This window comes from Vulcanisaeta sp. JCM 16159 (genome assembly GCF_001316265.1).
Taxonomy (GTDB): domain Archaea; phylum Thermoproteota; class Thermoprotei; order Thermoproteales; family Thermocladiaceae; genus Vulcanisaeta.
The window spans coordinates 1-13,772 of record NZ_BBDN01000011.1; the positions used below are offsets into that span (position 1 = coordinate 1).

Genomic DNA, 13,772 nt, shown 5'->3' on the forward strand with positions numbered 1-13,772 from the left:
TTACGTGTGGTGGGTATTGAAGCTTCAGTATTCCCGTATTGTCGGCTGCGTAGTAGGAGCAGTAGGCGCACGTAAACATTACTACCTTCTTCTCAGGCTCCTCAGCCAAGGCAGCCTCAATCTGAGCCATAATAGCATCATCGCTGAGTAGGTCCATGTCCAATGCACCATACGGGCACTCACCAACGCATGAACCACAACCCTGGCACGTGGCAGGGTCTATCTTAACGGGCTTTCCAGGCTCACCCTTAATTGCGCCATACGGGCAAGCCTTAATGCATAGTAGGCAACCAACGCACTTACTTGGGTCTACCCTGGGTACGGAAACTTCCTTAATTATGTAATCCCTGGTCAATAGAGTTAACGCCTTAGCGGCTGCCGCATAACCCTCCAGAACTGCCTCGCCGAAACCCCTATGAGCCCTAACCGCACCGGCTATGAATATTCCAGGCGTCATCGTGTCCACTGGACCGAGCTTCGGGTGAGCCTCCATCAGGAAGCCCTCCTGATCCTTAGAAAGCCTCAGCACCTTGGAAACCTCGTCTGAGTTAGGTCTCATGGGCGTGCTGAGCACGACAGAGTCTACGTGGATAGTCACATCCCCGCCAAGCTCCACATCTCTAATCACGCAGTATCATGATCAAGTACTACATAATTCATGACATCGCCATCCCTTGGAACCCTCAATATTGTAACGCCAGCCCTCCTAACCTCCCTATACAGGTCCTCATACTGAGTCCCAACCATCATCACATCCCTAACAACAACGTACACATTCTTACCAGTCCTCCTCAGCGCCAGGGCTGTGTTAAACATTATGGCTTGGCAGTAGGGCTTATTGCATAAGTCAATAAGTAATACATCATTACCAACGCTTAAACCCCTATTAACTAGGTCGTGTATAGTCACGATATTAAGCCCATCGCCAGCATTATAATTAACGGCATTGACGGGGCTAGCTCCCGTGGCCACTATTATTGCGCCGACGTCGAGTTCCATGCCGTTGCTTAAGACTACGTGGAAGTTACCCGTGAAGCCTGTGACCTCCTTAACCGTGGTCCCATAATAAACCCTAACCCTGGGGTCTCGAGAACCCTAATCAATTTATTAACCAACTCCTTAGCCCTGATGCCTTCCGGTAAGTACTTAATCACGAAGTCATTTAGGTAAGGACCACCGCATCTATCTCCCAACTCAACCACTATTGTTTCAACATCCGCGTTGGCGAGGGCGTCAATGGCCGCTAGCCCTGCAGGGCCGCATCCAATGACCAGCGCCCTCTTGACGATACTGAGCTTCCCGGGCCTGAAGGGCCTCATGAGCGGTGCCTTGGCTACGGCCATTCTTATCATGTCCTTTGCCTTCTCTGTGGCTACCTTCCTGTCGTTGTGAACCCAGGTGTCCAGGTTCCTAATGTTCGCCATCTCCACGAGATAAGGATTAAGACCAGCCCTCCTCGCAGCATCCTGGAAAAACCTAAGGTGTGTCGCTGGGGAGCAGGCCGCCACGATGACCCTGTTAAGGTTATTCTTCTTTATTGAGTCGGCAATCCTATCCAAACCCGCCTTAGAGCAGGCGAAGTACATCCTCGGCGTGAACCACGCCAGGCATCTGCCTAGCAGCCTCCACCAACGCAGGAACATCAGCAACACCGGCAATATTCGTACCACAATGACAAACAAAAACACCAATCCTTGGTTTCTCAGTCTCTATGGTCTCACTGAATTCCTCGGTCTCGATAATGGATTTTCTCATGAAGCCCACGGCTTGGGCTGCCGCTGCCAGGCCCATGAGCACCGACTCCGTAATGTCCATGGGTCCGGAGGCGCTTCCTGCCACGAATATACCTGGTATATTGGTCTCAACAGGGTTTGCGGGGTTCACCTTAATAAAGCCGTACCTATCCAATTCGAGACCTAGCGTATTAGCCAGTTTCTGAAGTTCTCTGGGTGGCTTCATCGCTGGTGCTAAGACAACCATATCATAATCCTCAGCCCTAACCTCCCTACTTCGTGTATCCTCATATTTAACCCTTATCGAGCCATTGACGAGACTAATAACTATCGGTCTTCCATGGGATATCCTAACGCCCCTCTCTACAGCCCTTTGGTACAGGTTTTCGAAGCCCTTGCCGTAGGTCCTGACATCATTCATGTATAGTATTGTGACATCCTCAATACCGTGGTTCTTCGCGTAGATGGCTTGCTTGAGTAGGTACTCGCAGCAGACCTTTGAGCAGTATGGGTTTGCCTTATTTGTTCTTGAGCCAATGCAGGATATGAACAGGACTTTCCTAGGGTGGTTATGGTTACTTAGCCTAACTACCTCACCTAGTGATGGCCCTGTGGCATTGACGAGTCTCTCAAACTCCATTGCCGTGAGTACGTCCGGGTGCTTACCATAGCCGTACTTACCCAGTACATCGCCATTCTCTATTTCATAACCCGTGGCCACTATGACCGCAGCCACCTCCCTTTCGACTATCCGTGGCATCATTGTGAATAGTATGGTCCTGGGCTCACAGACACTGACGCATCTATTACAGACTATATTTTCAGGGGGCTTGTTTAGGCATAGGTCTGGGTCTATGGCGTATATTCCTGGCTCGGCCTGTGGGAATGGTAGGTATATCGCCTTTCTAAGGCCGATACCCGCATTATACTCGCTTGGGGTTATTACGGGGCATACGTTCTCGCATAACCCACATTTCGTACACTCATTAGTCACGTACCTAGGCTTAACCAATATCCTAGCCCTATAACGCCCTGGCTCACCCCTTAACTCTAGTAGTTCTGCCATGGTTAATACCTCTATGTTTTTGTTATTCGACGTATCGCTCATTAGTGGTCCTTCTATGCATATGCTGCAGTCTAGTGTTGGGAACGTCTTGTCGAGCATTGCCATCTTACCACCAATAGTCGCTGATTTTTCGATGATCGTCACCTTATAGCCCATGTTAGCCAGGGCAAGGGCAGCCTCAATACCAGCAATACCACCGCCAATTACGAGAACGCGATTATTATTTGCGTTATCCTGCGCAGCCCTGATCCCATCAATCTTCGTTAAGTAATCCTTAACTGTTATTTCCTCCTCACGCTCGACATATATCGCATTTGTTGGGCAAACCTTCTCGCATATACCGCATGCCACACAGTCGAATTCCCTGCCAGGCTTAATCCTGACGTAGTGGTAACTTCGGGTTGACCTCCTCCTTCGAGAGCTCCAGTATACCCATTGGGCACCTCTTAACGCATAGCTCATCACCAATACACATCTCCGGCGTAATCTTAAGCCTACCCAATGGCCTCTTTACACGATCAGAATTCAACGCCCTATAACCCACGATTAGTGAGTTATGCCGTGGATTAAAAATTTTGCCTAAGTCAACAATAAAAGATTAATAAGCCAATAGACTAACCTCTAAATTATTAAAAATTATTCATAATAAATAATCACAATTTATAATTAATAATTACCTAGCGTCCACTAAATAATTTACATTAATATTTAAATAAAATCTCATTAAATAAATAATAACCTACTTAAAACTAATTTTTATACACAAGGAATTAAACCTATTTACTCCTCATTAATTGCCTTAAGAAATCACCAACCTTTTCAGCTTGGCTTTTCCTAACCTGCTCAAGTAACTCGCCTAGTCTCGGCGCACCCCTCTGATACTCGGCGACCCATTCCTTAGCGAACTCACCATTCCTAACCCTCTCGGCAGCCTCCTTCATCCTCCTCTTAACATCCTCATTAATTACGTATGGCCCAACCGTTAAGCCACCATACCTAGCCGTCTCACTGACCCCAAGGAGCATCCCAGTGAGCCCTCTCTCCCATATCAGATCCATTATTAACTTAGCCTCGTTAATGGCCTCGAAATACGCCACCTCAGGTTGGTAACCAAGCTCCACCATAACCTCAAATCCATACCTCAACAACTGCAGTAACCCACCGACAAGCACATTCTGCTCACCGATCAGGTCGGTCTCCGTCTCCTCAGCGAAGGTTGTCTCTATAACCCCAACCCTAGTGAACCCGTTGGCCCTCGCAATCGCCAACGCAGTCTTTAAGGCATTCCCAGTGAAGTCCTGGTGAACAGCAACCAGCGCCGGGACTCCCCAACCCTTAACGAATTCATCCCTAACGGCCTTGCCAGGCGCCTTAGGCGCTATTAGGACTACGTCCACATCACTCGGCGGCTTTATTAATCCGAACCTAATGTTGAAGCCATGGGCGAAGACCACCGTCATGCCACGCCTAAGGTTTGGCGCAATCTCCGACTCCCAAACACTTGGTTGAACCATGTCGGGCAGTAGCATGGCTATTACATCGGCTTTCTTAACGGCATCACCCACCGGGTAAACCTCAAAGCCCTCCTGCCTAGCCAAGTCAAAGCTCTTGCCAGGCCTAACACCAATAATAACCTTGACGCCACTATCCCTCATGTTAAGGCCCATGCCCTACCTTGAATGCCATAACCGAGCACAGCAACGACCTTACCCTTGATTACTGATTGATCCACATCCTTATCTTTATATATCCTAGCCATTACTAACCACCACCTTATTCACGTGTACTTCTTCGGGCATATATTTAACATTTACCACATCGTAAAGCTTATCAAGCTTATTACAAACCCACCTAACCTCATCCTCCTCACCCCTAGCCCTAATCGAGACCTTAATCACCGAGTCACTCATGTCAATATTCACATGCCTAATTGCTATCTTACCTCTCCTGATCACGTTCATGGCCCTAACCACGGCATCGAACGGGTTAACCTCATTACTCATTACGACCTCTATCGAGAAATCACCCTCCATAGCCATCACCTGGGTACCTGAGGTCGACCCTGAACCCCTCAGGAAATATGACCTCCTCAAGCCACTTGCCTGACGGTACGAAGGGCAGAACGAAGTCCCTCTCCCTATCAATGGTTATGTCGACAATCAACGCCTCATTATTCCTAACGGCCCTTGCCACGGCGCTCCTCAACTCCTCATAATTACTTGGCCTAACACCCTCTATTCCATAGGCCTCGGCTATCTTCATGAAGTCTGGATTTACGTTGAAGTCCACGGCAATGATCCTCTTATTATACAGCATTACCTGCCAATGCCTGACGAGCATTAGCGTTGAATTGTCAAATATGGTTACTATCACTGGTAGGTTGTATTCACGGATTAAGGCCAGGTTCTGCATGGTCATTTGGAATGAGCCATCACCATCAATGTCCAGTACTGGGACATCCGGCCTAGCAATCTTTGCGCCTAGGGCGGCGGGTAATCCGAAACCCATTGTACCAAGGCCCGCGCTAGTTATGAAGGTTCCAGGTACGTAAACATCCCAATGAAGTTCGCACCACATTTGGTGACTGCCAACGCCGGTGGCTATTATTGAATGCGGCGGCATCACCTCCCTAAGGACCTTCAGGACCTTCCATGGCGCAAATCCATTAATATCAACCTTGCTCCTATACTCCTCATAATTCTCCTTAATACCCCTTAACCACCTAATGAATGCCTCGTGCCTCCTCTCAAGGGCCTTGGGCACGAGTTTAATCATTGTTGATAACACGGTCTTCGCATCACCGGCAATACCAACCTCAGGCTTTACATTCTTGCCAATTTCACTTTTATCAATATCGACATGTATTATCTTCCTACCCCTCCTAAACTCGTTGAAGTTACCCACGGTTCTGTCACTGAACCTTGTGCCGACCGCCAATATTACATCGGCATTTATTATGGCTGCATCGGCCTCAAGCTACCGTGCATCCCCGAGGCCCCATAACCAGTGGGTGGTTATTTGGCACACAGTTCTTACCCAGCAGTGTGGTGACTATGGGCATGCCTAGTAACTCGGCGAGGGTCAGGACCTCATTGGTAGCGCCGCTCCAGCATACACCGCCGCCAATGAGCATTACAGGTCTCTCAGCATTAAGAAGTAACTTGAGTGCGTAGGCAATCAGTGATGGGTCTGGCTCTGGGGCTATTTTCCTGGTTATTCGTATAGTTCTTGCCTTAATAACCGCTGGGTCGACCTCCATTAACTGAACATCTCTCGGCAGGTCTATGACCACAGGACCTGGCCTTCCATCAATCGCTATCTCATGAGCAGCCTTATACACGGGCACCAAATCCTCCGGTTTTCTAACCATGAAGGTATGTTTAGTGACAGGCATCGTTGCACCAACAATGTCTGTCTCCTGGAAGGCATCCCTTCCGAAGAATGCCGTTGGTACTTGACCAGTTATTGCAATTAATGGTGATGAATCCATCATGGCATTGGCAAGGCCGGTCAGCAGATTTGTGGCGCCTGGACCTGACGTGACGACCACGGTCATGGGCCTCTTCGTGACCCTGCCGTAGGCATCAGCGCGTGTATTGCGCCTTGCTCATGCCTAAACATATAAACCTTAATATTAGAATTATATAATGCATCAAAGAACGGCATTATCTGACCACCAATGATACCAAAGACCTCCTTAACACCTATACTCTCCATCTCCCTAACGAGTAGGTCAACCGCCCTGGGCATCACTATCACCTGGCGCTCTCGATTCATGCGCATGCACCGTATCATTTAACCGTGAGTTTAACCGATCGTTTTCATCCGCATTATACGTAAAGAATAAAACACCTCATCATACATAGGTAAATTTATAAAATATTTAAGCTTTTCCGTCATATAACTAGTGTAATGTGAATTATCAATTATTTATGTTCCTTCTATATCATGGGGAAATGCTTAAATAAAGTATTTTGTTTATAGGAGACGGTGGGTTAGATTGCTCAGGAAAACATAGTTAGGGCTTCACCGGGGAGTAAATACGTAAGGTTATTAGACACGACACTTAGGGATGGCGAACAAACACCAGGTGTTGCCCTTAAACCTGAGGACAAGCTAAGAATTGCGCTAAAGCTTGAGGAGTTAGGCGTTGATTCTATAGAGGCTGGTTTCCCAATAGTCAGCGAGGGTGAGTTTAAGGCCGTTAAGGCCATAGCCAGGGAGGTGAGCAACTCAGAGGTCATAGCATTGGCGAGGACTAGGAAGGAGGATATAGACAGGGCGATTGATGCCGACGTTAAGGCAATACACATATTCATAGCCACGTCAGACCTACACATGAAGTATAAGCTGAGGATGAGTAGGGAGGAGGTCGTGGAGGCCGCCGTGAATGCGGTCACCTACGCCAAGTCCCATGGCTTAACCGTGGAGTTCAGCGCGGAGGATGCAACGAGGAGCGACCCCAAGTTCCTGGCTAGAGTCTTCCAGGAGGTTGTTAATGCAGGTGCTGATAGACTAGATATTGCAGATACCGTCGGTGTGATGTGGCCGAGCAGAATGGCGTCATTGGTCAGGTTCGTTAGGGATATGGTTAAGGGCAATTACTTACTGAGCGTGCATTGTCACGATGATTTTGGAATGGCTGTGGCAAATAGCGTAGCTGCGATAGAGGCTGGGGCTGACCAAGCGCATGGTACGATAAATGGCGTTGGGGAGAGGGCCGGCAATGCAGCGCTTGAGGAGATAGCCGCTGCTGTGAAATTCCTACTTAATTATAATGTTAATATTAGGTTTGAGAGGGTCAAGGAGGTCTCCGACTTGGTATCGAGACTGTTTGGAATACCGGTACCGCCGAATAAGGCCATTGTAGGAGCCAACGCCTTTTCTCATGAATCTGGTATTCATGTGCATGGCGTTCTCTCGAACCCCTTTACCTATGAACCAATAGATCCAACAAGGGTAGGCATGAATAGGAGGATAGTCGTTGGGAAGCACAGCGGTAAGCACTCAATAATATATATACTAAGGTCCATGGGTATTGAACCACGTGATGATATTGTAAATGCAGTATTAAAGAAAGTTAAGGAGTTGGGTGACATGGGTATTAAGGCTTCAGAGGAGGATATTAAACGCATAATAATGGAGTTGGTTAATTATGGCGCCGATAAGGCAGGTCATTACTAGAAAATAATTTCAAAAATTTATAGTTTAAATATTGATTAATTTTCAAAACACTATTCTCCATACCTTAAATAAATCATACCTAATAAGCGAGTGGATGCCAATGATCAACAAATCTTAAACCTTAATAAGAATGACCATTGCTGTTCTCAATCCATGCTTATGCCTTTACTAGGTTAATTTCCCAAGTTTCTCAAGTCAGTGTCTTCATGGTTAGGGGCCATTATCCAATTCGATTGATGGCATTTATTAGTAATTTCTATAGTTTAGCAATACATAAAAAAATAGGCTATGTAATAGGCTTGATGAGGGTGGCGGTTATTGAGGGTGATGGTGTCGGGCCTGAGGTAACAAGGTCGGCGCTGGAGGTTCTTAAGGCTGTGTCGTCGAGGTTCAGCTTAAGAATTGATGTGTCGTATATTGAGGCTGGGGATAACGCTGTTAGGAAATACGGGGAGGCCTTGCCAGGTAAGTACTGGCGAGTAATAGAGGAATCGGACGCAATACTGAAGGGACCGGTTGGTGAGAGTGCGGGTGAGGTTGTTGTTAAGTTGAGGAGAGGTCTCGACCTATACGCCAATATTAGGCCTGCGAGGAATTACCCAGGGGTTAAGGCGGTGAGGGACGGCGTGGACTTGGTCATTGTGCGTGAAAATACCGAGGACGTTTATGTGAGGGCCGAGTACATGCTTAACAATGACGTTGCAATAGCCCTTAGGGTAATAACCAGGAGGGCGAGTGAACGCATTGCCAGGGTAGCCCTCAACATGGCGAGGGCCAGGCGTAGGAAGGTCACCATAGTGCATAAGGCCAATGTATTAACAGTGTCAGACGGCTTGTTTAGGGATACTGTTAAGGAAGTTGCTGAGGATTACCCGGACATTGTGGTTAATGAAATGTACATAGACTCGGCCGTGATGGACCTGGTCAGGAGACCCCAGGATTTTGACGTGATAGTCACAACAAACTTATACGGCGACATACTCAGTGATTTAGCAGCCTACGTGACTGGTAGTATAGGGCTTGCGCCATCGGCCAACATAGGCGATAATAAGGCCCTCTTCGAGCCCATACATGGGGCTGCCTTCGACATTGCCGGTAAGGGCATTGCAAATCCAACAGCAATGATGCTGAGTACGGCATGGATGCTCAGGTGGTATGGGGAGAGAACTGGGGATGGTAACTACGTAATGCTGGTAACGCCATTGAGAATGCCGTTATCAACGCCCTAAACCGAGGAATACACACGCCGGACCTTGGTGGTAACTATACCACCGCCTCCTTCACCGTCGAGGTCATTAAATTTATTTAATATTAATTCGTTAATGTCTTAAAATAATATTCACTATTTTCGACCATAGCATCAATATTTAATATATAATTATCTAGATGAATAAGAAATAGCTTATTTACATATTGCTTAGGAATATAAAGCTTAAATATTCCTTACATGAACTTATTTATTGCCCGCGCATATGATATCACTCGTTAAATACCCAGCAGATTGTGGGATTTTCGGCGTAATTAGACGCGGCGATAACTCAGATAAGGTAAGTGGTGACCTTGTGGTTAAGGCTATAGAGACTATTAAGTTCAGGGGTGCAGGACTGGGTTCGGGCTTCGCCCTGCTTAACCGCGAATCAATGGGTCTCAGGATGGGGGTCTTCGTTAAGGAGGGGTCTATGAAGGCGCGGTGGATATCATTGAGTCGGTAATGAGGGATAATGGTTTTGGTCCCGTGGACATAAGGGTTAGGAATAAGCTTGGGCCTGTTGTTGACCTAGAGGTTAGGGTACTCAATGGTGCTAGGTTTAATTACGGGGTCATGAATATCGTCAACTACATTAATGACTTGCTGTGGGAGGATAGGGCTGGCAGGGTTTACTACTGGGTGAGCATGTCGACGTATTTAAGGGTGTTGGTTACCCAGGCGATATAGCTCTATATATGACATAGAGAAGTATAGCGCAGACCTATGGGTTGCCCATACAAGGTTTCCAACAAACTCGCCGGGCTACCTACCCTATTGGTCACACCCATTTTCGGTGAGTGACATCGCCGTTGTTCATAACGGCGAATTAAGTAGTTATGGTAATCATGTGAACGCCCTACTCTATAAGTACGGCCTTAACTCATTTGTGGGAACCGACAGCGAGGCCGCTGTCTACCTAATGCACTACCTACTTCATTTGCATGGACTTGATATCGAAAGTGCGGTTAAGGCCTTAATTGGTGAGTCGCCTAAGTACGTACATGACAGCAAGGCTTTGTCATTAATTAGGCAGTTTAGGTGGGCCATGCTTGATGGCCCCTTCGCCATTCTAATGGGTATTTATCACAATGATGATGTCTACCTAGTGGCCATGGTGGATAGGTTTAAGCTCAGGCCCATGGTAATAGGCATGGATGATGAACACTACTACGTGGCTAGTGAGGAAGCCGCCATTAGGCTGTGGCGCCTGAAGCCCAGGTCTGGACCCTTGAGCCTGGTGGTTATTTCATAGTCTCGTTAAGACACGGCGTTATTTCATGGGGTAGGCCTAGGGAGGAAGTGGATATCTTCTTTACACGTAGGTTCTTCCCAACCTATGTTGGGAAGGATGCAATAAATGCTGAGGGTCTCAATTATAGGGAGTTAAATGAGGAAATATTGAGAAGGGCATTAAGTGGTGAGAGGGTTATTAGGATAATAAATGTTAGGGGCCAGAGATTCATAGGCGTTAACTTACCAAGGCATAACATAAGGGGTGTCAGGGTAGAGATATACGGCACGCCAGGAAATTCCTTAGCGAATCTAAATAATGGCGTTGAGTTCGTGGTCTACGGTAATGCCCAGGACGATGTTGCGGATACAATGCATGACGGCAGGGTCGCAATACATGGCGATGCAAGGGATGTGCTTGGCCAGGCACTGCAGGGTGGTGAGGTTCTTATTAGGGGTAATGCGGGTAATAGAACTGGCATTCAAATGCGTGAGTACCGTGACAGGAGGCCCTACTTAATAATTGGTGGTAGGGTCGATGATTACCTCGGTGAGTACATGGCTGGCGGCGTGATCATGGTCCTCGGCATTGATGCATTAAATAGGTGTAATGTCCAATTAGTTGGTAAGCACGTGGGTAGTGGCATGGTTGGTGGCAGGATATACATCAGGGGCAAGGTGCCCGAGAATAAGATAGGTTTAACAATACCCTACTCCGAACTCAAGGAGTTTCTTGATGCGTCTAATGACGAGGGTTTAAGACAGGACGAGATTAATAAATTATTAAATGTACTGGTGCGTTCTGAGCATGTTAGGAGGAATAGAATAGAATACAGAGACCTAAATAGCGATGAGATTAAGGAGCTGGAGTCTATATTGCGTAGGTTTACACAGGAATTCAACCTAGGCGAGTCCATAGTTGATACTTTGCTCAGTTCAAGGTATACCGTAGTAACGGCTGAGTAGTGGTCTCGATATATATTATTTAAATAAGGATAATATTTATAAATAGGTAATTGATATTTACCTGAATGAATTATATAATTAATATAAGGCCCAGGCAAGTAATTAGTGATTTTATCAGGTTAATGAGTAAGGGGCCTACAAGCGATTACTGGTATAGCGATGTTATTGAGGAGATTAGGGAGATGGCCAAGTACGGTAGACCCATTAGAATATTCAGAAGAGGCGTTAGGAAGTATAGGATACTTGACAACATTGGCTTTGGCATTAATGAAACTAGGTTGACAGGTAACGAGAAGGGCAAGGCCAGCCTCACCTCGTCCATAGGCGGTATAGAGGTTTCGGCACCCATATACCTGGCCGACATGTCCTTCGGAGCCCTTGCCGGTGTGCCCAACGTAGTCGAGGCCGAGCTAGCCGACGAACTAATGCTCATAAGCGGTACTGGTGAGGGTGGTTTACACCCTGAGGTTGCCAGGCATAAGAGGATATTCGTGCAGTGGGCCTCGGCCAGGTTCGGCGTGGATATAAATACGTTAATGGCGGGCATGGGCGTGGTCATTAAGATCGGGCAAGGAGCCAAGCCAGGCATTGGTGGTCACCTACCGGCCTCTAAGGTGACCCAAGTAATATCTCAAGTTAGGAGGATTCCCATCGGCATTGACGCATTATCGCCCGCGCCCCACCACGATATTTACTCCATTGAGGACCTCAAGCAGAGGATTGACGCGCTTAAAGAGGCCACTGGTAAGCCCGTCTTTGTTAAGGTCGCGGCTACCAACTACATACCATACATAGCGGCCGGCATAGCAAGGATGGGGGCTGATGGTATTATTATTGATGGCCATGGAGCTGGCACGGGGGCCACACCACTGGTGGTTAGGGATAATATAGGCATACCCATTGAGTTGGCCGTGGCCTCGGCCGATAAGATGCTTAGGGAGGAGGGGCTCAGGGATAGGGTTACGTTGATAGCCGCCGGTAGGATTTCCACGGCTGATGACGCCGCGAAGCTCATGGCCCTTGGGGCCGACGCGGTCTCCCTAGGCACGGCATTGCTTATATCCATGGGCTGTGACATGGCCAGGACATGCCATAGGGGCAACTGCCCTGCAGGGATAACGAGTAAGCTCGTTGATGGAACAATAATAGTTGACCATGACTTCGCCTTCAAGTCGTCTAGGAACTTCCTAACGGCATTCATGGAGGAGTTAAGGTTAATCCTAGACAGCCTGGGCATTGATGATGTTAGGAAGCTCGTTGGAAGGAGGGATCTGCTGCAGGGCCGTTGTCTTGATGAGGTAACGGCGAAGGTTCTAGGCATTAATGAAACGCACTGTGACTCAATTAATGAGAACATCATAAACCCAGGCAATGTTTGGACGCCTGATTATTCGATTTATGCGACGCAGCTCGTGAGGACCGGTGACGTAGTCATCGTGAGCATGGGTAGCACCGGGCCGCCGGAGGTTGAGCCCCCGAAGAGACTGATTGATTGGTTGAGGTTCGATGGCGCCCAGGTCACGAAACCAGCCATAGACCATATAGAGAGGACATAGACGTGTCGACAACGCTGGCTGAGGGTAGACTGTGGCTTTCCATGCCGGTAATAATTAGGCCACCGAGGACCTGGGACAGGGAGCTCATTAGAGAAGCCAAGTTTGTTGCCAGGGCTAATTCAGTAATGGTGGATCTCGAGGGCATGGATATAGTTGATAACAAGCACCTAATGAGGGTTATGTGGGATACATACATTGAGAAATTGGGCGCGCTCGTAATAACCAATCCGCAGCAAGTCATGCCCGGCGTCAACGTACCCACATACGTAAGGATTACGGAGGCAGGTGAGGTTAGCAATGCCGTAAATGCACTGGCGAGGAAAAATAATTGGTTTGACGGTGTAATAATAGACATTAATGATGATTATCCAGAGGCGCACTTGGTTAGGCTTGATGTTGAGCTTAGGAGGAGGGGTATTAGAGATAACGTGGACTTATTAATCCACATGCCCAATATCAGGAGTAGTGGGGATATTATTAAGTTAGTGGCCCTTGGTGCGGATGCAGTAATCATAAGTGGTTTTGTGGAAAGGGCGCTACATGGTTATTCAGGTATTGAGGACTTTAGGCTTAGGTTTATGAAATTCCTAATCGGCGTTAAGAGGGAGATTGCCCAGCTCCTTGGTGCGGCCGGCATATACTCGCTGCAGTCGGTTGTTGGTAATAGGGAGTTGCTCAGGGCTTTGAGTGGTAGGGTTAGGGACATGCTCATGGTTAAGCTCGCTGGTGAGGACGTACTCTATAGATGATTAATCAATAAAAATATAGTAAGTAATCCACGGCATGGT

At 47.6% G+C, this 13,772-nt stretch carries 12 protein-coding genes and 3 pseudogenes; 7 read left to right on the top strand and 8 right to left on the bottom strand.

What is annotated here, in order from left to right:
- The 8 genes and pseudogenes from JCM16159_RS10420 to ilvB form a co-directional block, all read right to left on the bottom strand.
- On the bottom strand, positions 1-628 hold a 628-nt coding region (locus JCM16159_RS10420; protein WP_243666627.1), incomplete at its 3' end, for a 4Fe-4S binding protein.
- Positions 625-999 (bottom strand): hypothetical protein, encoded by a 375-nt coding sequence (locus tag JCM16159_RS10425; protein ID WP_054857787.1) that lies wholly within the window; start codon positions 997-999, stop codon positions 625-627. The genes JCM16159_RS10425 and JCM16159_RS10420, both read right to left, overlap by 4 nt.
- 14 nt (positions 1,000-1,013) lie before the next feature.
- Entirely contained in the window at positions 1,014-1,586 is a 573-nt protein-coding gene (locus JCM16159_RS10430; protein ID WP_054857788.1) for a hypothetical protein, read from the bottom strand.
- Positions 1,567-3,150, bottom strand: a complete 1,584-nt coding sequence (locus tag JCM16159_RS10435) for a CoB--CoM heterodisulfide reductase iron-sulfur subunit A family protein (protein ID WP_054857789.1) — start codon at positions 3,148-3,150, stop codon at positions 1,567-1,569. The genes JCM16159_RS10430 and JCM16159_RS10435 overlap by 20 nt, the downstream gene beginning before the upstream one ends.
- Positions 3,151-3,172: 22 nt before the next feature.
- Complete coding sequence (locus tag JCM16159_RS17045) at positions 3,173-3,343, bottom strand: 4Fe-4S binding protein (protein ID WP_243666628.1); 171 nt, start codon at positions 3,341-3,343, stop codon at positions 3,173-3,175.
- Positions 3,344-3,575: 232 nt separating this feature from the next.
- Positions 3,576-4,495: pseudogene (gene ilvC, locus JCM16159_RS10440) on the bottom strand (ketol-acid reductoisomerase).
- A 55-nt stretch (positions 4,496-4,550) separates the two neighbouring features.
- Positions 4,551-4,832, bottom strand: a complete 282-nt coding sequence (locus JCM16159_RS10445; protein ID WP_243666629.1) for an ACT domain-containing protein — start codon at positions 4,830-4,832, stop codon at positions 4,551-4,553.
- Positions 4,822-6,582 (bottom strand): annotated as a pseudogene (gene ilvB, locus JCM16159_RS10450) (biosynthetic-type acetolactate synthase large subunit). The gene JCM16159_RS10445 and the pseudogene ilvB overlap by 11 nt, the downstream one beginning before the upstream one ends.
- Positions 6,583-6,813: 231 nt before the next feature.
- Here ilvB and JCM16159_RS10455 point away from each other — a divergent pair.
- The 7 genes and pseudogenes from JCM16159_RS10455 to JCM16159_RS17050 all read left to right on the top strand — a co-directional run bounded on the left by JCM16159_RS10455 (position 6,814) and on the right by JCM16159_RS17050 (position 13,733).
- Positions 6,814-7,983, top strand: a complete 1,170-nt coding sequence (locus JCM16159_RS10455) for a 2-isopropylmalate synthase (RefSeq protein WP_243666698.1) — start codon at positions 6,814-6,816, stop codon at positions 7,981-7,983.
- Positions 7,984-8,285: 302 nt separating this feature from the next.
- Positions 8,286-9,212, top strand: a complete 927-nt coding sequence (locus tag JCM16159_RS10460) for an isocitrate/isopropylmalate dehydrogenase family protein (RefSeq protein WP_243666630.1) — start codon at positions 8,286-8,288, stop codon at positions 9,210-9,212.
- A 231-nt stretch (positions 9,213-9,443) separates the two neighbouring features.
- Positions 9,444-9,695, top strand: a complete 252-nt coding sequence (locus JCM16159_RS10465; protein WP_243666631.1) for a hypothetical protein — start codon at positions 9,444-9,446, stop codon at positions 9,693-9,695.
- Positions 9,695-9,919 carry a hypothetical protein gene (locus JCM16159_RS10470; protein ID WP_243666632.1) on the top strand — a complete coding sequence of 75 codons (225 nt, stop codon included), beginning with the start codon at positions 9,695-9,697 and terminating at the stop codon, positions 9,917-9,919. Before JCM16159_RS10465 ends, JCM16159_RS10470 begins: the two co-directional genes overlap by 1 nt.
- A gap of 106 nt (positions 9,920-10,025) precedes the next feature.
- A complete protein-coding gene (locus tag JCM16159_RS10475; protein ID WP_054857794.1) occupies positions 10,026-10,484 on the top strand; it encodes a hypothetical protein in 459 nt (152 codons plus the stop codon).
- Positions 10,433-11,428 carry a hypothetical protein gene (locus JCM16159_RS10480; protein ID WP_243666633.1) on the top strand — a complete coding sequence of 332 codons (996 nt, stop codon included), beginning with the start codon at positions 10,433-10,435 and terminating at the stop codon, positions 11,426-11,428. Before JCM16159_RS10475 ends, JCM16159_RS10480 begins: the two co-directional genes overlap by 52 nt.
- Positions 11,429-11,550: 122 nt before the next feature.
- Positions 11,551-13,733, top strand: a pseudogene (locus tag JCM16159_RS17050) (glutamate synthase-related protein).
- The last annotated feature ends 39 nt before the right edge of the window (positions 13,734-13,772 follow it).